Below are 20352 nucleotides of genomic sequence, written 5' to 3'. Positions count from 1 at the left end.
GGTTCGCGGCAAACAGGAACCATCGACGATAGCAAAGAGCCTGCCCGCCGTGTGTCTCCGGGCTGTCAGCGGTCCAGGTCGACGCCGTCGGCCGCCAGCCTCTTCTGCAACGCTGCCACATCCACCTCGGCGAAATTCGAAGCTTCCAGCGAAGCCGCCGCCGTGCCCGCCGCCTGCCCCATCACGAAGCAGCCGCCGCTGGCGCGCGCGGCCGACTGGCCCTCGTGCGTCATCGAGGCGCAGCGGCCGGCCACCAGCAGGTTGTCCACGCCGCGCGGCACCAGCATGCGCCACGGCAGCTGGTTGTAGGTGCGCTGCTGGTCGCGCGGGAAGGCCCATTCGATCTTGCCGGCGGCGTGCATCTCCATCGGCCAGGCGTTGATGCCGATGCTGTCGTCGAAACGCGCGGAGGACAGGATGTCCTCGCCCGAAAGCGCATACACGCCCTCGATGCGCCGCGTCTCGCGGATGCCCACCTGCGGCGCGATCTCGACGATGGCCGACTGCTCGAAGCCCGGCACCTCGGCCTTGAGAAAGCGGAAGTACTCGCCGATCTGTCGCCGGCCTTCGATCTCGCCCTCGCTGAGCTCGCGCGCATCCACGCCGTTCATCGCATCGCCCCTGGCGTTGCGGATCTGCGTGACGTTGGCGCGCCATTCGCGCGGATCGATCTGAGGCCGCAGGATCGCGCCCTCGCGCGGGAAGCGGTAGACCCCGGGACTGCGCTCCAGCGCCTTCGCCATCAGCTCGTTGATGGCCTTGAACTCGCCCACCGCGGCCAGCGCGCGCGGCGCGTCCACGTGGCCGATGCGGAACATGGTGGAGGGGAAGAGCCCGCTGCCCTGCCCGTCGCCGACTGCGAAGGGCACGCCCGCGAAGGCGGCCACGTCGGCGTCGCCGCTGGCATCGATGAAGGCGTTGGCGCCCAAGGCGACGCGGCCCGACTTGGTCTCGACCACCAGCGCGGCGATGCGCGCGCCGTCCATCACGACAGACGCGGCCAGCGCATGGAACAGCAGCTCGACGCCGGCGTCGAGCAGCAGCTGGTCGGCCGCGCACTTGTAGACCGAGGTGTCGTAGGAGCGCACGCGGATGCGGCCCTGCATGCCGTCCTGCGGCTTGTTGAGCCCGCCCAGCGCGTCGATGCGCGCCAGCAGCTCGTCGACCACGCCATGCACCAGCTGCGTCATGTCGCCGCCGCGCTTGCCGTAGAGGCCCGCGAAGTTGGTCACCCCGCCGGCCGTGCCCATGCCGCCGAGAAAGCCGTAGCGCTCCACCAGCAGCGTGCGCGCGCCGTGGCGCGCCGCGCTCACCGCCGCCGCGATGCCGGCCGGGCCGCCGCCGACCACGACCACGTCGTACTCGCCGAAGACTGGGAGATCGCGCGCCGGTTCACGAAGGGTCGAAGTCATCCGATGAAAGCTGAAGGAGGGCTATTGAATCTTGATGCCTTGTGTCGAAATGATCCTGGTCATCACGGCGGCCTCTTCCTTCACACGCGTGCGCATGCCGTCGGGCGAGGTGCCCACCGCCTGCCAGCCCTGCTCGAAGAGCTTCTGGCGCACTTCCGGCGACTTCATCACCACCGCCAGCTCGCGCGTGATGCGCTCCTGCGCCTGCTTGGAAAGATTGGCCGGGCCCAGCAGCGCGGTCCACACCTCCAGGCTGAAGTCCTTCACGCCGGCGTCGGCCAGCGGCTGCAGCTCCGGCACCAGCGTGCTGCGGCCGCTGGTGAGGCCGATGGCCTTCACCTTGCCGGCCTTGACCTGGGGCATGGCGATGCCGGGCGGGATCAGCGCCATCTGGATCTGGTTGCCGATCAGGTCGGTCATGACCTGCGGGTTGCCCTGGTAGGGCACGTGCACGGCCTTCAGGCCCGGCACGCGGCTCTTGAGCAGCTCCATGCCCAGATGGCCCACGGAGCCGACGCCCACGGAGCCGTAGCTCCACTTGTCGCCGCTCTGGCGCCCGGCATCGAAGAAGGCCGTGCCGGACGGCAGGCTGTTCTGTGCCACCAGCACCAGCGGCGCAGTGGTCAGCAGCGAGAGGTAGGTGAAGTCCTTGCCCGGGTCGTAGGGCAGCTTCGGATAGAGCATCTTCGACGAGGTCAGGTTGCCGTTGATCACCACGCCAAGGGTGTGATCGTCGCTCGCCTTGGCCACCTGGTCGGCCGCGATGTTGCCCGAGGCGCCGGGCTTGTTGTCGACCACGATCGGCTGGCCCAGCGCCTTGGCCAGCGGCTCGGCGATGGTGCGCGCGGCGATGTCGGGCGTGGAGCCGCCGGGGAAGCCGACGACCAGTCGCACGGGCTTGGTGGGCCAGGTCGCCTGGGCACCGGCGGCCAGGGGCAGCGCACAAGCGGCGATCAGGAGAGCTCTCTTGGACAAATGCATTGGATGGACGAGATGCGAAGTGAAATGGAGAGCCCGAGGATAAAGCCGCGCTGTGACCACGTGTTACTCGAGGCTGATGTTCCCCCGCTTCACCAGCTCCCCATACACCTTGGACTTCGCCTCGGCCTGGCGCCGGATCTCCTCGGGCGACCAGGCCAGCGGCTCGAAGGCGAAGGTGTCGAAGCGGGCGCGGATCTCGGGGTCGGCGATGACCTTGGCCACGTCGGCGTTGATCTTCGACTGGATCGCCGGCGAGACGCCCTTGGGGGTGAGGATGGAGACGAAGGAATTCACCTCCAGCCCCGCCGGCCCGCCCGCCTCGGCCATGGTGGGCACGTCGGGCATCTGCGGAATGCGCTTCGGCGCGGCCACCGCGATGTAGCGCAGCTTGCCGGCCTTGTAGATGCCCTGGCTCGACGGGATGCTGGCATAAGCCCAGGGCACCTCGCCCGAGCCCACGTTGGCGTAGAGCTGCGAGACCTCGCGGTAGGGCACGTGCTGCATCTGCACGCCGGTCAGTGCCTCCAGCTGCTGCGCGCCCAGATGGCCGGGACTGCCCACGCCCCACGAGCCGTAGCTCACCGGGCCGGCCTTGGCCGCGGCGACCAGGTCCGTCATGTTCTTCCACTTCGAATCGGTGGGCACCGCGACGAAGAAGGGCGTGCGGAACAGCGAGGCGACCGGGTCGAAATGCTGCAGGGTCACGAAGTTGCGCGACTTGTACAGGTGGGGCAGCGCGGCGATGTGCTCGCTGTCGAGCTGCAGCAGGGTGTAGCCGTCGGGCGCCGCGCGCCGCGCCTGCTCGATGGCGATGAAGCCGCCGCCGCCGGGCTTGTTGTCCACCACCACGCGCTGGTTCCAGAGGCGGCCGAGCTTGTCGGCGACCAGGCGCAGCACGGCATCGGGGCCGCTGCCGGCGGCGAAGGGCGTGACCAGCGTGACGGGCTTGCTCGGATAGTCGGCCTGCGCCCAGGCGCCGGTGGTGACGAGGGCGCCGGCGATCAGCGAGAGGATGGGTTTCATGAAGGCTTTGTCTCCGTGGATGTCGTTGAAATGCAATGTGCGGTTATCCCGCGGCGCGCTGCGCATCGGCGAGGCACTGGGCGGGGTTCCACGCGTACAGCCATTCGACCGCATCGTAGAAGCGCTCCGGCGTGCGGCCGACCCACAGGCTGTTGCGCACCAGCCGCTCCACGCCCTTGGCATGGTAGAGCCGGCCCATCTCGCGCACCGACAGCACGACGCGGGCCGTGCGTGCCACGCGGGCATCGCTGTAAAGCTGGAAGGCCGCGGGCAGGTGGAAGTCGCAGGCCTCGACGGCAGCGCCCAGCGTCACTGCATCCTCCAGCGCCATGCAGGCGCCCTGCGCCAGGTACTGCATCATCGGATGGGCCGCATCGCCCAGCAGCGTGGCCGGGCCCCGGCTCCAGTTGGCGACCGGCTCGCGGTCGGCGGTGCTCCAGCGGCGCCAGGAGGTGGGCCGGTCCAGCAGCTGGCGCGGGCGAGCATGGATGCCCTCGAAGTAGGAGAGCACCTCCTCCTTGCTGCCGTCGGTCACGCCCCATGTCTCGTCGTAGCGGCTGTGGAAGGTGACGACCAGGTTGTATTGCTCGCCATGACGCAGCGGGTAGTGCACCAGGTGGCAGTTCGGGCCGGCCCAGACCACGGGCGCGTTCCAGCGCAGGTCCTCGGGCATGTCGGCGGCCGGCACCACGGCGCGGTAGACCACATGGCCCGAGACCCGCGGCGCATCGCCGATGAGCTTGCTGCGCACCACCGACTTGACGCCGTCGGCGCCGACGATGGCGTCGGCCTGGAAGCGCCGGCCGTCGCGCGTCACCGCGGTCACGCCACGCTCGCCGATGTCCAGCTGCTCGACCTGCGCCGAGGTGTGGAAGCGGATCAGCGGATGCTGCTTCACGGCCTCGTGGATCGCGCCATGCAGATCGGCGCGGTGGCTCACCGCATAAGGATTGCCGAAGCGCGCGCGGAAGGCCTCGCCCACCGGCACCGAGGCGACCTCGCTGCAGTCCACCGCGTCCATCATCACCAGCCGGTCGGTGAACACCGAGCCGCGCCGCACGGCCTCGCCCACGCCCAGCGCGTCGAGTGCGGCGAAGGCGTTGGGGCCCAGCTGCAGGCCGGCGCCGATCTCGCCGATGGCGGCACTCTGCTCCAGCAGATCGATCGCGATGCCCAGGCGCGCCAGCGCCAAAGCCGCCGCCATGCCGCCGATGCCGCCGCCGACCAGCAGCACGGAGGGCTTCTCTTGCCGTGGGGTGCTCATGTGCTTGTCTCCTGTCGTGATGGCTCAGGAATTCAATCGATCCGAACCGAGATCGGATCGAGGCCATCGATGCGCACGCTCATCGTCTGCCCGCGCTGCACCTGGCCCACGCCCTCGGGCGTGCCGGTGAAGATCAGGTCGCCGGGCTGCAGCGCGAACAGCGTCGACAGATTGGCGATCACCTCGTTGACCGACCAGATCAGGTTGCGGATGTCGCTCTTCTGGCGCGTCTCGCCGTTCACTTCGAGCGCGATCGCGCCGCTGGCGATCTCGCCCGCATCCGCGAGCTTGCGCACCGGCCCGATGGGCGCCGAGAAATCGAAGGCTTTGCCGATCTCCCAGGGCCGGCCCTGCTCGCGCATCTTCATCTGCAGGTCGCGGCGCGTCATGTCCAGGCCGACCGCATAGCCGTAGATGTGCTTGGCGGCGTCTTCCACCGCGATGTTCCGGCCGCCCTGGCCGATCAGCACCACCAGCTCGGCTTCGTAGTGGTAGTTGGCGGTCTGGTCGGGGTAGGGGATGCCCACCGTCTCGCCCGCCGGCACCGGCACGATGGAGGCGTCGTCGTTGGGCTTGCAGAAGAAGAAGGGCGGCTCGCGGTCGGGGTCGAAGCCCATCTCGCGCGCATGGGCCGCATAGTTGCGGCCGACGCAGTAGACGCGGCGCACCGGGAACAGGTCGGACGAGCCGACGATGGGAAGGCCGACGGTGGCCGGCGGCGTGACGACATAGGACATGGCTGGCTCCTGCCGCGGGGCGGCATGTGGTTCAAGAAAAAAGGGAAAAAGGAAGGGTGCCGCCGCGCGGGCGGCGCGATCTCAGGCGTCCTGCAGGAAGGCCTCGCGCAGCACGCCCATGGCGAGCTGCACCGGACGGTCGGAGAAGCTGAACAGCACGGCGTCTTCCGTGGCCGAGAGCCGCAGCGGCGCCCACGACGGCACGACGAAGGTGTCGCGCGGGCCGAAGTCGAAGCGCTGACCGCCGATCTCGGCCGTGCCGCGCCCTTCGACCACGCTGTAGATCGTGCCGTCCGTCGCGCGGTGCGTCTTGCCGGCAAAGCCCTTGGGCAGCAGCTGCAGGTTTGTCCCGACGGTCGGCATCGGCGCGCCGCCGGTCAGCGGATTGACGTAGCGCAGCTTGTGGCCCAGCCACGCATCCGGCGTCTCCTGCTTCTGCAGCTGCGCCAGCGCCTCGCGGCTGCGCGCATACGGGTAGTTGAAGATCGGCGAGGTGGGCGCCACGTGGTCATGCCGCACCGGCACCATGTTGTGGCCGAAGCGCGCCAGGCTGTTGCCTTCGGGCCGGGCCACGTGCTGCACCTTGGCGTCGTCGTTCTCGGCGAAGCCGGCGTCGAAGAAGCGCAGCATCGGGATGTCCAGGCCGTCCAGCCAGACCACCGGCTCGGACACGCCCTCGATGCCCTCGTTGCCGTGGTCGTGCCAGGCCCACGAGGGCGTGATGATGAAGTCGCCGGGGTACATGGTGGTGCGCTCGCCGCCCACCGTGGTGTAGGCGCCCTTGCCGTCGACGATGAAGCGCAGCGCCGACTGCACATGGCGGTGCGAGGGCGCGACCTCGCCCGGCATGATCAGCTGCAGGCCGGCATAGAGCGACTGGGTGATCGAGGAGCGGCCGGGGATCGCCGGGTTCTCCAGCACGAGCACGCGGCGCACCGCCTCCTCGGCGGTGATGAGCGCGGCCGACTCCATCAGCAGCGGGCGGATCTCGTCGTAGCGCCAGAGCGCCGGCACGCAGGGCGTCTGGGGCTCGCGCGGCACCAGGGCGTGCAGCGATTCCCACAGCGGCGTGAGGTGCAGCGGGCGGATGCGTTCGTAGTAGTCGCGGCGCTCGGCGGCGTTGCCGTGCGCGGGGGTCTGGGGGGCGGTGTTCATGGGCTCGTGTCTCCAGGCGTTCAGCGCCTTGGGGTGCATTGTTGGACGCGACCACTATTTCCTCAAGACCCGTAGCCAATACTTCGCATCTCGTTTTCAGATAATGGTGGCCGAACCGAAGAAGGACATCCCATGGCCAAGCTCGATCTCGAATGGCTCGCCGTGTTCGACGAGATCTACAAGACCGGCAGCGTCTCCAGGGCCGCCGAGCGGCTCGGCATGGCGCAGGCCGCCGCCAGCACCATGCTCAACAAGCTGCGCGCGCATTTCGACGACCGGCTCTTCGCCCGCACCGCGCAGGGCATGCAGCCCACGCCCTACGCCCAGCGCATGCTGCCCCACGTGCGGGAGGCGATGTCGCAGATCGAGCAGGCCCGCGGCAGCCGCAGCAGCTTCGACCCCGGCCGGGCGCAGCGCAACTTCCGCATCTGCATGACCGACATCAGCGAGGTGGTGCTGCTGCCCGGCCTGCTCGACCACCTGCGTCGCACGGCGCCGGGCGTGCATCTCGAGACCGAGATCATCTCGACCGACAGCGGGCGGCGCCTGGCCGACGGCGAGGTGGACCTGGCGGTGGGCTTCATGCCGCAGCTGGACGCGGGTTTCTACCAGCAGACGCTCTTCAAGCAGAACTTCGTCTGCGTGGCGGCGCGCAACCATCCGCGCATCGGCGAGCGGCTCACCCGCAAGCGCTTCGAGGCCGAGGCGCATGCGGTGATCTCCTCCTCCGGCACCGGCCACGCGATCGTCGACAAGACCATCGCGCGGCTGGGCCTGAAGCGGAACGTGGTGGTGGCGCTGTCCAGCTTCCTGAGCGTGGCGCGCATCGTCGCCCATACCGAGCTGATCGTGATCGTGCCGCGCATCCTGGGCGAGGTGCTGGTCACGCAGGAGCCGGTGAAGCTGCTGGAGCCGCCCTTCGCGCTGCCGCCCTACGCGGTCAAGCAGCACTGGCACGAGCGCTTCCATGCCGATCCGGGCAATGCGTGGCTGCGGCGCACGGTGGCGCAGCTCTTCGGCGGGAAATAGCGCTCCTGTGGACACTCGGCTGCCTTGGGCCGGCCACGCGGGCGCCGCATAATCGTCGCGGGCGCTTCCCACGATTCAACCTCCTCCCCAGGCCGCCATGAGCTCCATCACCCTGCGCTTCCTCGCCGAACCCAGCACCGTCAACTTCGGCGGCAAGGTCCACGGCGGCACCGTCATGAAGTGGATCGACGAGGCCGGCTACGCCTGCGCGACCAGCTGGTCCAAGCGCTACTGCGTGACCGTGTTCATCGGCAGCATCCGCTTCCACCACCCGATCATGATCGGCGACCTGGTCGAGGTCGAGGCCAAGCTCGCCTACACCGGCAACAGCAGCATCAACATCGCCGTCGAGGTGCGCAGCGGCGACATGAAGGGCGGCGAGATGCAGAAGACCGCCGAGTGCCTGATCGTCTTCGTCTCGGTCGATTCGCACGGCCGGCCGCTGCCGGTCGCGCCCTACGTGCCCGGCACCGACGAGGCCAAGACGCTGGCGTCGCGGGCCAAGGCGCACCTGGAAGCCTCCCGCGCCGCGTCCGGCATCTGATTCGCCACCTTCCCGCGCGCTCGGCGCCGGGGAGCCTTGTACGTCTCGTCTGACGCCGATTCGGGACGGCGGTCGATACACTGCCCCGGCAAGCCCTGGCGGGGCAGCATCTACCGCGACCCTTACCCGATAACGACCGGAGGCGAGAGAGATGAACGTGCTGGACAAATCCATCGCGACGGGGTCGCTCGAGGAAATGGCCATCCTGCTGGATGCGCTGACCCGTTTCCGCAAGGGCGACGCGAAGGTCCGTCTCCCGCTGCACTGGACCGGCCTGTCCGGCAAGGTGGCCGATGTCTTCAACGACCTGGTCGAGCAGAACGCGACGCTGGCCGCCGAGCTGGTCCGGCTGCGCCAGGTGGTCGGCAAGGAGGGCAAGCTCAAGCAGCGCGCGGTCCTCAGCGAAACCCGCGGCTTCTGGGGCGAGTCGGTCGAATGCGTCAACGCGCTGATCGACGACCTGGTCCACCCCACCACCGAGGTCGCCCGCGTGATCGGCGCCGTGGCCCAGGGCGACCTCTCCAAGAGCATGGCGCTGGAAGTGGACGGGCGCCAGCTGGAGGGCGAGTTCCTGCGCACCGCCAAGACCATCAACAAGATGGTCGACCAGCTCGGCAACTTCTCGGCCGAGGTGACACGGGTCGCGCGCGAGGTGGGCACCGAGGGCAAGCTGGGCGGACAGGCCAAGGTCAAGGGCGTGGCCGGCACCTGGAAGGACCTGACGGACTCCGTCAACTCCATGGCAGGCAACCTGACCGACCAGGTGCGCAACATCGCCGACGTGACCACCGCGGTGGCCAAGGGCGACCTCTCGAAGAAGATCGACGTGGACGTGAAGGGCGAGTTCCTGACGCTCCGGAACACGATCAACACCATGGTCGACCAGCTGCGCTCCTTCGCCTCCGAAGTGACGCGGGTGGCGCGCGAGGTCGGCACCGAGGGCTCGCTGGGCGGGCAGGCGCGGGTCGAGGGCGTCTCGGGCACCTGGAAGGACCTGACCGACTCGGTGAATTCGATGGCCGGCAACCTGACCTCGCAGGTGCGCAACATCGCCGACGTGACCAAGGCGGTGGCCGCCGGCGACCTCTCCAAGAAGATCACGGTGGATGTCAAGGGCGAAATCCTCGAGCTGAAGAACACCGTCAACACCATGGTCGACCAGCTGCGCTCCTTCGCCGCCGAGGTGACCCGGGTGGCGCGCGAGGTGGGCACCGAGGGCAAGCTGGGCGGCCAGGCCGACGTGCAGGGCGTGGCCGGCACCTGGAAGGACCTCACCGAGTCCGTCAACTTCATGGCCGGCAACCTGACCAGCCAGGTGCGCAACATCGCCGACGTGACCAAGGCGGTGGCCGCCGGCGACCTCTCCAAGAAGATCACGGTCGACGTCAAGGGCGAGATCCTGGAGCTGAAGAACACCGTCAACACGATGGTGGACCAGCTGCGCTCCTTCGCGGCCGAAGTGACGCGGGTGGCGCGCGAGGTGGGCACCGAAGGCAAGCTGGGCGGACAGGCCGACGTGCAGGGCGTGGCCGGCACCTGGAAGGACCTCACCGAGTCCGTCAACTTCATGGCCGGCAACCTGACCAGCCAGGTGCGCAACATCGCGGAGGTGACGACCGCGGTGGCGGCGGGCGACCTTTCCAAGAAGATCACGGTCGACGTGAAGGGCGAGATCTCCGAGCTGAAGAACACCATCAACACCATGGTGGACCAGCTCTCCTCCTTCGCCGCTGAGGTGACGCGGGTGGCGCGCGAAGTCGGCACCGAGGGCAAGCTGGGCGGCCAGGCCGACGTGCAGGGCGTGGCCGGCACCTGGAAGGACCTCACCGAGTCAGTGAACTTCATGGCCGGCAACCTGACCTCGCAGGTGCGCAACATCGCCGACGTGACCAAGGCCGTGGCCGCCGGCGACCTCTCCAAGAAGATCACGGTGGACGTCAAGGGCGAGATCCTGGAGCTCAAGGCCACCATCAACACCATGGTGGACCAGCTGCGCTCCTTCGCCGCCGAGGTGACGCGGGTCGCGCGCGAGGTGGGCACCGAGGGCAAGCTGGGCGGCCAGGCCGACGTGCAGGGCGTGGCCGGCACCTGGAAGGACCTCACCGACTCGGTCAACTCCATGGCCGGCAACCTGACCAGCCAGGTGCGCAACATCGCCGACGTGACCAAGGCGGTGGCCGCCGGCGACCTCTCCAAGAAGATCACGGTCGACGTCAAGGGCGAGATCCTGGAGCTGAAGAACACCGTCAACACGATGGTGGATCAGCTGCGCTCCTTCGCGGCCGAAGTGACGCGGGTGGCGCGCGAGGTGGGCACCGAAGGCAAGCTGGGCGGCCAGGCCGATGTGCAGGGCGTGGCCGGCACCTGGAAGGACCTCACCGACTCGGTGAACCTGATGGCGTCGAACCTGACCAGCCAGGTGCGCAACATCGCCGACGTGACCAAGGCGGTGGCGGCGGGCAACCTGTCGAAGAAGATCACGGTCGACGTGAAGGGCGAGATCCTGGAGCTCAAGGCCACCATCAACACCATGGTGGACCAGCTCTCCTCCTTCGCCGCCGAGGTGACGCGGGTGGCGCGCGAGGTCGGCACCGAGGGCCGGCTGGGCGGCCAGGCCCAGGTGCGCGACGTCTCGGGCACCTGGAAGGACCTGACCGACAACGTCAACTTCATGGCCGGCAACCTGACCGGCCAGGTGCGCGGCATCGCCAAGGTGGTGACGGCCGTGGCCAACGGCGACCTGCAGCAGAAGCTGACGGTGGAGGCCAAGGGCGAAATCGCCGCCCTGGCCGAGACCATCAACAGCATGACCGACACGCTGGCCACCTTCGCCGACCAGGTGACCACGGTGGCGCGCGAGGTGGGCGTCGAGGGCAAGCTGGGCGGCCAGGCCAAGGTGCCCGGCGCGGCCGGCACCTGGAAGGGCCTGACCGAGAACGTGAACCAGCTGGCCGCCAACCTGACCACCCAGGTGCGTGCCATCGCGGAGGTGGCGACCGCCGTGACGCAGGGCGACCTGACGCGCTCCATCACGGTGGAGGCGCGCGGCGAGGTCGCGGCCCTGAAGGACACGATCAACGAGATGATCCGCAACCTGAAGGACACCACGCAGAAGAACACCGAGCAGGACTGGCTCAAGACCAACCTCGCCAAGTTCAGCCGCATGCTGCAGGGCCAGAAGGACCTGCTGACCGTGGGCCAGCTGATCCTGTCGGAGCTGGCGCCGGTGGTGGGCGCGCAGCAGGCCGAGTTCTACCTGCTGACCACCACGGGCAGCACCCCGCGGCTGAAGCTCTTCGCCAGCTATGCCTCGGGCGGCCAGCACGCGCACGGCAAGGAGATCGAGCTGGGCCAGGGCCTGGTCGGCCAGTGCGCGGTCGAGAAGACCAAGATCCTGCTGACCAACGTGCCGAGCACGGCTTTCCGCATCGCCACCGGCCTGTCCGAAGGCGCGGCCATGGACGTGATCGTGCTGCCGGTGATCTTCGAGGGCGAGGTGCGCGGCGTGCTGGAGCTGGCCTCGCTGGAGCGCTTCAATCCCTCGCACCAGGCCTTCCTCGACCAGTTGACCGAGTCCATCGGCATCGTGATCAACACGATCTCCGCCAACATGCGCACCGAGGACCTGCTGACCCAGTCGCAGTCGCTGGCCGAGGAGCTGCAGAGCCGCCAGCAGGAGCTGCAGCAGACCAACGAGGCGCTGCAGGAGAAGGCGCGCCTGCTGGTCCACCAGAACCAGGAGGTCGAGCGCAAGAACCAGGAGGTGGAGCAGGCGCGCCAGGCGCTGGAGGAAAAGGCCGAGCAGCTCGCGCTCACCTCCAAGTACAAGTCCGAGTTCCTGGCCAACATGTCGCACGAGCTGCGCACGCCGCTCAACAGCCTGCTGATCCTCTCGGACCAGCTGTGCAAGAACAGCGAGGGCAACCTGACGGCGCGGCAGGTGGAGTTTGCCAAGACCATCCACCTCTCGGGCAACGACCTGCTGATGCTGATCAACGACATCCTGGACCTGTCGAAGATCGAGTCGGGCACGGTGGCGGTGGAGCTCAGCGAGCTGCGGCTGGACGACCTGCAGCGCTCGGTCGACCGCAGCTTCCGCCACGTGGCCGAGGCCAAGCACGTGGACTTCGACATCCGCGCCGCGGGGCCGCTGCCCGAGACCATCGTGACGGACGTCAAGCGGCTGCAGCAGATCATCAAGAACCTGCTGTCCAACGCCTTCAAGTTCACGCACCAGGGCTCGGTGGCCATGACGGTGTCCTCGGTGGACGGCGGCTGGTCCGCCGACAACGAGAGCCTCAACCGCGCCGGCCGGGTGATGGCCTTCTCGGTCACCGACACCGGCATCGGCATCTCCGCCGACAAGCAGCAGATCGTGTTCGAGGCCTTCCAGCAGGCGGACGGCTCCACCTCCCGCAAGTACGGCGGCACCGGCCTGGGCCTGGCGATCAGCCGCGAGCTGGCGCGGCTGCTGGGTGGCGAGATCCGCCTGGTGAGCGTGCCGGCGCAGGGCAGCACCTTCACGCTGTACCTGCCGCAAAGCTACAGCTCGCCGCGCGGCGCCCGCCTGGGCCGCCCGGCCGTGGCCGGCCCGGCCCAGCCCGCCGAAGCACGGACCGAAGCGCGCAGTCCGGCGCGGCGCAACGCGCCCGCCGGCGAGCCGGTGGCCGCGCCGCCGGCCGAGGCCGAGGCCACGGCCGAGCTGCTGTCCTCGCTCAACATCGCCGACGACGACCGCGACAGCATCCTGCCGGGCGAGAAGGTGCTGCTGGTCGTGGAGAACGACCTCGGCTTCGCCCGGATGCTGCTGCAGGCAGCGCGCCGCGCCGGCTTCAAGGGCCTGGTGAGCGCCAGCGGCGCGGGCGCCCTGGCGCTGGCGCGCGACCACCGGCCGATGCTCATCACGCTGGACATCTACCTGCCCGACATGGAAGGCTGGCGCATCCTGGAGCGGCTGAAGGCCGACCTGGCGACGCGGCACATCCCGGTCTGCGTGGTCTCGACGGACGACTCGCGCGAGCGCGCCCTGGCCTCCGGCGCCATCGGCTTCCTGGCCAAGCCGCTGCAGTCGATCGACGAGGTGGATGCGGCGCTGGGCGAGCTGCACCGCTTCGTGGAGGCGCGCACCCGCAAGCTGCTGGTCGCGATGCCGCCCTCGGCCCTGCGCGACAGCTATGTCGCCGCCCTGCCGCCCGACCAGGTCGAGATCGTGATCGCGGAGAGCGCCGATGCGGCCCGCGGCGCGCTGGCGCATAACGACATCGATGCGCTGGCGACCGACGGCCGCCTGCCCGGCCTCGGCCGGCGCGACGTGGCCGAGTTCGTGGAGGGGCGCCCCGCGGCCATCCGGCAGCTGCCGGTCCTGCTCCACGGCCCCGACGGCCCGGTCCCCGGCTGGGAACACGGGCCGGGCGGCGCCGTGCCGCGTGTCACCGACTCGCTCGAAGCGCTGATCGACGCCACCGCCTTCTGCCTGCATCGCGGCATGGCCCGGATGTCCGAGCCCGAGCGGCGCGCGGTGGAGGCGATGCACCAGGCCGGCGGCTCGCTGGCGGGCCGCAAGGTGCTGATCGTCGACGACGACATGCGCAACATCTTCGCGCTGGCGGCCGTGCTGGACGCGCAGGGCATGCTCATCGTGTCGGCGGAGAACGGCCGCGACGCGATCCGCCTGGTGCAGCAGGACGACACGATCGACATCGTGCTGATGGACATCATGATGCCGGAGATGGACGGCATGCAGACCATGCGCGAGCTGCGCCGCCTGCCGCGCGGCAAGCAGCTGCCGCTGGTGGCGGTGACGGCCAAGGCCATGAAGGGCGACCGCGAGAAGTGCATCGAGGCCGGCGCCTGGGACTACCTGTCGAAGCCGGTGGACACGGCCTACCTGCTGATGGTCCTGCGGGGGTGGCTGTGCAAATAGACGAGCGCATCCTGCCGCCCGAAGACCCGGACCCGGAGCCCGACGGCGCGGCCGTGGAGGAGAAGGCCGACATCCTGGTGGTCGACGACCTGCCCGAGAAGCTGCTGGTGTTTCGCACCGTGCTCGAGGAGCTGGGCCAGAACCTGGTGCTGGTGCGCTCGGGCGCCGACGCGCTGCGCGAGATCCTGCTGCGCGAGTTCGCCGTGATCCTGCTGGACGTCAACATGCCCGGCATCGACGGCTTCGAAACCGCGACGCTGATCCGCCAGCACCGGCGCTGCCGGCACACGCCGATCATCTTCATCACCTCCTACGCCGACGAGATGCAGACCGCGCGCGGCTACTCGCTGGGCGCGGTGGACTACATCCTGTCGCCGGTGGTGCCGGAGATCCTGCGCAGCAAGGTCTCGGTCTTCGTCGCGCTCTACCAGATGCGGCGCCAGGTCCGGCGGCAGGCCGATGCGCGCGCGGCGGTGATGGCGGCACAGGCGGCGCGCCGCGTCGCCGAGGAGAACGACCGCCGCTCGGCCTTCCTGGCGCATGCGAGCCGCGTGCTCAGCGGCTCGCTGCAGATCACCGTGGCGATGAACCAGCTGGTCGAGCTGCTGGTGCCTGAACTGGCGCCCCTGGCCGTGGTGCTGCTGCTCGATGCCGACCTCGGTGCCGGCGAGATGCTGGCCGCGGTGCAGCCGTCCGATGGCGCGCCGCTGCAGCTGTCGACCGGGCCCGAAGCCCGCCTGCACGAGCGCCTGCGCGGCGCGCTGCGCGATGCGGCGCAGGGGCGGCAGTCCGTCCGCCTGGACGAGGAAGCGCTGGCGGCGCTGGTCCCCACGGACTTCGGCCTCGCGACCGCGGGCGACGCCTTCCCGCCGCTGCGTTCGGCGCAGGTCGCGCCGCTGGTCTTCGGCGAGCGCATGCTGGGCGCGGTGCTCATCGCCGGCAGCGATGCGATCGAGCGCGCTGCCGCCGATGCCGGCCTGCTCGGCGAGTTGGCCGCACGCGCTGCGACGGCCTTCGAGAACGCCCGCCTCTACCTCGTGCTGCAGCGCGAGATGCTCGAGCGGCAGGCCGCGCAAGAGGAACTGCAGCGCACCAACCGGCGCAAGGACGAGTTCCTGGCGATGATGTCGCACGAGCTGCGCAATCCGCTGGCGCCCATCCACACCGCGGTGCAGGTGATCCGCCGCGTCGCGGCGCCCCATCCCAAGGTGGCCTGGGCGCTGGACATCGCCGAACGACAGCTCAAGCAGCTGACGCGCCTGATCGAGGAGCTGCTGGACGTGGCCCGCATCAGCCAGGGCAAGATCGTGCTGAAGCACGCGACCCTGGACTTGAACGCCGTGGTCGCCCAGAGCGTGGAGACGGTGCAGCCCTTCATCGACGGCCGCCGCCAGGCCCTGAAGGTGGTGGTGCCGCAGCAGCCGGCCTGGCTGCTCGGCGACATGGCCCGGCTCACGCAGGTGATCGCGAACCTGCTGCACAACGCCGCCAAGTACAGCCCCGAGGGCACCGGCATCGAGCTGGTCTGCTGGCTGGAGGAGGAAGACATCATGCTGTCGGTGCGCGACCACGGGATCGGCATCGATGCCGAGCTGCTGCCGCGCATCTTCGATCTCTTCGAGCAGGGCGAGCGCGGCCTCGACCGCGCCCAGGGCGGACTGGGCGTCGGCCTGACGCTGGCGCGGCGGCTGACGGAGATGCATGGCGGCCGGATCGAGGCCTTCAGCGAGGGCCGGGACCGGGGTTCCGAGTTCCGGCTGCGGCTGCCGCGTGTCGGCACGGTGGCGCCGGCCGCCGGCCAGGCGCTGCCGCAAGAGGCCGCGACGGCGCACCGCGTCGAGGCCCTGCGCATCCTGGTCGTCGACGACAACCACGACGCGGCGACCGGCATCGCCGCGATGCTCGAACTGGAAGGCCACGCGGTCCGCACCGCCCATGACGGCGAGGAAGCGCTCGCCGCTGCGAACGCGCACTGCCCCATGGTCGTGGTGCTGGATATCGGCCTGCCGCTGCTGGACGGCTACGAGGTCGCGCGCCGGATGCGCGCCATGCCCGAGCTGGCCGACGCCCTGCTGATCGCGGTGACCGGCTACGGGCAGAACGAGGATCGCGCGGCCGCATTCGGCGCCGGCTTCGACCACCACTTCGTCAAGCCGGCCGATCCGGAGACCCTGCTGGGCTGCATACGGCTGTGGTGCGGGCAGCGCGCCCAGGGCGGCGCCGGGAACCGGCAGCCCTCCAGCACCGCCTTGTAGCGGGCCCTATCGGGCGGGGGCGGTCGCCAGGATGCGGTCCAGCACCTCGAAATCGATGGGTTTCTGCAGGTGGTGGTCGAACAGGCCGGGCGCCGCGGCGTCGCCGGCGTCTTCCTTGCCGTAGCCGGACACGGCCACCAGCAGCAAGGACTTGCCGCCCGCCCCGGCGCGCATGCGCCGCGCCAGCTCGGCGCCGGAGAAATCAGGCAGGACCAGGTCGACCAGCGCCGCATCGAAGGGCGTGGCGGCAGCGGCGTCGATCGCGTCCTGCGCGCAATAGCTGCATTGCACCTCGTGGTCCTGCAGCGTCAGCAGTTCGCGCAGCAGGTCGGCTGCGGGCTTGTTGTCGTCGACGATGAGCACGTTCACAGGAAGCTCCCCCAAAGCGAATGCGACCCAGTATCGGCAGCAGCCGGGGGGACGCGCGTAGGAGAGGGCCTCGTCCGCCCGAGGCCGACGCCTCGGCCCATGGCGCCTCAGCCAGCCGCCTCGACCGTCCCGCTGACCTCGCCCAGCCCGATGCGCACCGCGCCTTCGCGCTCGCACCAGCCGCGCAGGATCAGCGTGTCGCCGTCCTCCAGGAAGCTGCGGCGCTCGCCGTTGGGCAGCACGACAGGCTGTTTGCCGCTGCCCGTCAGCTCCATCAGCGAGCCCGCCTCGTCGGCGTTGGGACCGGACAGCGTGCCCGACCCCAGCAGATCGCCGGGTTGCAGGTTGCATCCATTGACCGTGTGGTGCGCCACCAGCTGCGCCGGCGTCCAATAGGCCGCGCGCGTGGTGTTGGTGCCCGACAGGCGCACAGGTGCCTCGCCGGCCTCTCGCATCTTCGCCGTCTGCAGCAGCACCTCGAGCGTGATCGACAGGGCGCCCTGGGCGCGGTTGGCGGACGAGTCGAGATAGGGCAGCGGCTGCGGATCGCCGGACGCACGCTCGAACGGCGCACGGAAGGGCGCCAGCGCCTCCATCGTCACCATCCACGGCGACAGGGTGCTGGCGAAGTTCTTCGACAGGAACGGGCCGAGCGGCTGGTATTCCCAGCCCTGGATGTCGCGTGCGGACCAGTCGTTGAACAGCGCGACACCGAACAGGTGCGACTCGGCCCGATCCATGTCGATCGGTTCGCCCTGTGCGTTGCCCTGGCCGATGAACCAGCCGAGCTCCAACTCATAGTCGAGCCGCTTCGAGGGCCCGAGGGTCGGGACCTCGGCGTCGGGCGCCTTGGTCTGGCCGCGCGGCCGCTTGAAGCTGCTGCCGCTGACGCCGATCGAGGAGGAGCGGCCGTGATAGCCGATCGGCACCCATTTGTAGTTGGGCAGCAGCGGGTTGTCGGGGCGGAACTGCTTGCCGATCGTGGTGGCGTGATGGACGCTCGTGTAGAAGTCGGTGTAGTCGCCGATGCGGCAGGGCACCGTCATCTCGACGGCCGACTGGGTCAGCAGCAGCTTCGCCCACTCGCCCGCCTCTGCACTGCCTTCGGTGAGGCCGGCGGAAATGGCGGCACGCAAGGCCTGGCGCTCCGCCGGGGCCTTGGCCATCAACACGTTCATGTCGTCCGTGTGGATGAGGCCGGTGGCCTTCAGGTCCAGCACCTGGTCGCCGATCGCGACGCCGATGCGGAAGGCCTCGCCGCTGCCGGCCGGCCGGAAGCGGCCGAAGGGCAGGTTCTGGATCGGAAAGTCGCAACCGGCCTGGTTGGCCGAGGCGACCCAGCTGCGCAGCTGGGGGTCGTGGGTGGCGTTCGGAGTGGTCATGGCTTGAATTTGTCCTGCAGGCCGGCCCAGCAGTCGGCGTAGTCGGCATCGAGCGCCGGGCTCTGCAGCGCCCAGGCGGTGGGGATGAAACGGTAGCGGCTCTCGAACATGAAGGCCAGCGTGTTGTCCAGCTTCTGCGGCTTCAGGTCCGCGCCGCTGGCCTTCTCGAAGGCTTCCTCGTCGGGGCCGTGCGGCACCATGGCGTTGTGCAGGCTGGCGCCGCCGGGCTTGAAGCCGCCGGGCTTGGCGTCGTACTCGCCGTAGACCAGGCCCATGAACTCGCTCATCAGGTTGCGGTGGTACCAGGGCGGACGGAAGGTGTCCTCCATCACCAGCCAGCGCGGCGGGAAGATGACGAAGTCGCAGTTGGCGGTGCCGGGCGTGTCCGAGGGCGAGGTCAGCACGGTGAAGATCGACGGGTCCGGGTGGTCGAAGCTGATCGAGCCGATGGTCATGAAGTGGGCCGTGTCGTACTTCACCGGCGCCAGGTTGCCGTGCCAGGCGACCACGTTGAAGGGCGACTGCTTCATCGGCGCGCGCCACAAGCGGCCGGAGGATTTCTTGACCAGCTCGTAGCCGCCGGCCTCGGCCTCGAAGGCGGCCACGGGGGCCTGGAAGTCGCGCGCGTTGGCCAGGCCGTTGGAGCCGATCGGGCCCAGTTCGGGCAGGCGGAACTGGGCGCCGTAGTTCTCGCAGACGTAGCCGCGCGAAAACCCATCGGGCAGCGCGACCTTGAACACCACGCCGCGCGGCAGCAGCGCGATCTCGCCCGGCTTGACCTCGAGCACGCCCATTTCGGTGGTGATGACCAGCCGGCCCTGCTGCGGCACGACCAGCAGCTCGCCGTCGGCATTGACGAAGGCGCGGCGCACCATCGACTTGCTCGCGAGGTAGACGTGGGCGGCCAGGCCGCACTGCGCCTCGGCGTCGCCGTTGGCGGCCAGGGTGTGCATGCCGTCGACGAAGTCGGCCTCGGCGCCGCTGAAGGGCAACGGGTGCCAGCGCATCGGCTCGGGCGCCACCGCGATGCTGCGGTCGGCCCCGGTCTGCCAGGCCGGCTGCGAATAGGCCTCGTAGCGGCCCGAGACCACCGAAGGTTGGCGCCGGTACATCCAGCTGCGCCGGTTCTCGTGGCGCGGCGCGGTGAAGGCGGTGCCCGAGATCAGCTCGGGGTAGAGGTCGAAGGGCGCGCGCTGCGGGCTGTTGCGGCCTTGCGGCAGGGCGCCGGGGACGGCCTCGGTGGCGTATTCGTTGCCGAAGCCGCTCTGGTAGCGCAATGCGTCGGTGCTGCTCATGAGCTTCCTTTCCTGATCCGGTGTTTTCAATCGACGCGGATGTTGTTGGCCTTGATGAGGCGCCCCCAGCGCTCGCGCTCGGCCTTCACGTAGCTTGCCATGTCGCTCGGCGAGCCGGGAAGGCCCTCCACGCCGAGCGCGTCGAAGCGCGCCTTGACCGCGGGCGAGGCCAGCGCCTCCTGCAGCGCCTTGGCATAGCGTGCCACCGTGGCGTCGGGCGTGCCGGAGGGCACGGTGAGGCCCTGCCAGGCATAGGCCTCGTAGCCGGCCAGGCCCTGCTCCATCAGCGTGGGCACGTTGGGCAGCGAGGCGATGCGCTTGGCGCTCGCCACACCGATGGCCTTGACCTTGCCCGCCTGCACGAACTGGTTGCCGCTGGCCGTGTCGACCAGCATGAAGGGCACCTGCCCGCCCAGCACGTCCTGCATGGCCGGCGCCGCGCCGCGGTAGGCCACGTGGGTGAGCTTGAGCTCGGCTTTCTCGCGCAGCAGCTCGGCCGCCAGGTGGTGCGGGCTGCCCACGCCGGCCGAGCCGTAGTTGACGCCGCCCGGCTGCGCCTTGGCCCAGGCCACGAACTCCTTCCAGTTGCTCGCCGGCACCTGCGGACCGACCACCAGCACGAGCGGGAAGCGGGCCAGCAGGCCGACCGGCTTGAGGTTCTTCTCGGCGTCGTAGCTCAGCTTGGAAAAGAGAAAGGGGTTGGCCGCCAGCGTGGCGAAGTCGGCGGTCAGCAGGGTGTGCTCGACGTCCTTGGCGCGCACCGCGTACTCGGCTGCGATGTTGGTGGCCGCGCCCGGCTTGTTGTTGATGACGATGGGCGCGCCCAGGCTCTTGCTCATGGTCTCGGCGGTGGCGCGCGCCACGGAGTCGGAGCCGCCGCCGGCGGCATAGCCGACCACCCACTCGATGGGCTTGCCGTCCTGGGCGGCGGCAATGAGGCTGGCGGCGGCCAGCGCGAGGCCGGCGAGGGTGGAACGAATCAT

14 protein-coding genes are annotated in these 20352 nt (G+C 69.6%); 4 read left to right on the top strand and 10 right to left on the bottom strand.

Going from position 1 to position 20352, the window contains the following annotated elements; translation table 11 throughout:
- Positions 1 to 65: 65 nt before the first annotated feature.
- The 6 genes from AC3A6X_RS22180 to gtdA all read right to left on the bottom strand — a co-directional run bounded on the left by AC3A6X_RS22180 (position 66) and on the right by gtdA (position 6572).
- Positions 66 to 1412, bottom strand: coding sequence for an FAD-dependent oxidoreductase (locus AC3A6X_RS22180; RefSeq protein ID WP_487844233.1), 1347 nt, complete (start codon positions 1410 to 1412; stop codon positions 66 to 68).
- A gap of 21 nt (positions 1413 to 1433) precedes the next feature.
- Positions 1434 to 2393, bottom strand: coding sequence for a Bug family tripartite tricarboxylate transporter substrate binding protein (locus tag AC3A6X_RS22175; protein ID WP_487844232.1), 960 nt, complete (start codon positions 2391 to 2393; stop codon positions 1434 to 1436).
- 63 nt (positions 2394 to 2456) lie between these two features.
- Positions 2457 to 3416 carry a Bug family tripartite tricarboxylate transporter substrate binding protein gene (locus AC3A6X_RS22170; protein WP_487844231.1) on the bottom strand — a complete coding sequence of 320 codons (960 nt, stop codon included), beginning with the start codon at positions 3414 to 3416 and terminating at the stop codon, positions 2457 to 2459.
- A gap of 43 nt (positions 3417 to 3459) precedes the next feature.
- The gene (locus tag AC3A6X_RS22165; RefSeq protein WP_487844230.1) at positions 3460 to 4680 is read right to left on the bottom strand and encodes a 3-hydroxybenzoate 6-monooxygenase; all 1221 of its coding nucleotides are present in this window, start codon (positions 4678 to 4680) and stop codon (positions 3460 to 3462) included.
- Positions 4681 to 4712: 32 nt separating this feature from the next.
- Entirely contained in the window at positions 4713 to 5417 is a 705-nt protein-coding gene (locus AC3A6X_RS22160) for a fumarylacetoacetate hydrolase family protein (protein WP_487844229.1), read from the bottom strand.
- Between the two features lie 81 nt (positions 5418 to 5498).
- A complete protein-coding gene (gene gtdA, locus AC3A6X_RS22155) occupies positions 5499 to 6572 on the bottom strand; it encodes a gentisate 1,2-dioxygenase (protein ID WP_487844228.1) in 1074 nt (357 codons plus the stop codon).
- 132 nt (positions 6573 to 6704) lie between these two features.
- On the opposite strand from gtdA, the gene AC3A6X_RS22150 reads away from it, so the two are divergent.
- From AC3A6X_RS22150 to AC3A6X_RS22135, 4 genes are all read left to right on the top strand, one after another.
- Complete coding sequence (locus AC3A6X_RS22150) at positions 6705 to 7601, top strand: LysR family transcriptional regulator (RefSeq protein ID WP_487844227.1); 897 nt, start codon at positions 6705 to 6707, stop codon at positions 7599 to 7601.
- 97 nt (positions 7602 to 7698) lie between these two features.
- The gene (locus AC3A6X_RS22145; protein WP_487844226.1) at positions 7699 to 8145 is read left to right on the top strand and encodes an acyl-CoA thioesterase; all 447 of its coding nucleotides are present in this window, start codon (positions 7699 to 7701) and stop codon (positions 8143 to 8145) included.
- 151 nt (positions 8146 to 8296) lie between these two features.
- Entirely contained in the window at positions 8297 to 14068 is a 5772-nt protein-coding gene (locus AC3A6X_RS22140) for a HAMP domain-containing protein (protein WP_487844225.1), read from the top strand.
- Positions 14053 to 16323: a hybrid sensor histidine kinase/response regulator gene (locus AC3A6X_RS22135; protein ID WP_487844224.1), complete on the top strand. Its 2271-nt coding sequence runs from the start codon at positions 14053 to 14055 to the stop codon at positions 16321 to 16323. The genes AC3A6X_RS22140 and AC3A6X_RS22135 overlap by 16 nt, the downstream gene beginning before the upstream one ends.
- A gap of 6 nt (positions 16324 to 16329) precedes the next feature.
- Here AC3A6X_RS22135 and AC3A6X_RS22130 read toward each other — a convergent pair whose 3' ends face one another.
- The 4 genes from AC3A6X_RS22130 to AC3A6X_RS22115 all read right to left on the bottom strand — a co-directional run bounded on the left by AC3A6X_RS22130 (position 16330) and on the right by AC3A6X_RS22115 (position 20352).
- Positions 16330 to 16692, bottom strand: a complete 363-nt coding sequence (locus AC3A6X_RS22130) for a response regulator (protein WP_487844223.1) — start codon at positions 16690 to 16692, stop codon at positions 16330 to 16332.
- Between the two features lie 107 nt (positions 16693 to 16799).
- The gene (fahA, locus tag AC3A6X_RS22125; protein WP_487844222.1) at positions 16800 to 18074 is read right to left on the bottom strand and encodes a fumarylacetoacetase; all 1275 of its coding nucleotides are present in this window, start codon (positions 18072 to 18074) and stop codon (positions 16800 to 16802) included.
- Positions 18071 to 19369, bottom strand: coding sequence for a homogentisate 1,2-dioxygenase (hmgA, locus tag AC3A6X_RS22120; protein WP_487844221.1), 1299 nt, complete (start codon positions 19367 to 19369; stop codon positions 18071 to 18073). Before hmgA ends, fahA begins: the two co-directional genes overlap by 4 nt.
- 26 nt (positions 19370 to 19395) lie before the next feature.
- Positions 19396 to 20352: a Bug family tripartite tricarboxylate transporter substrate binding protein gene (locus AC3A6X_RS22115; protein ID WP_487844220.1), complete on the bottom strand. Its 957-nt coding sequence runs from the start codon at positions 20350 to 20352 to the stop codon at positions 19396 to 19398.

Source organism: Variovorax sp. Soil_C_12 (assembly GCF_057657375.1).
Note: the sequence above shows the minus strand (reverse complement) of the source record. Positions and strands in the feature narration are given on the sequence as shown.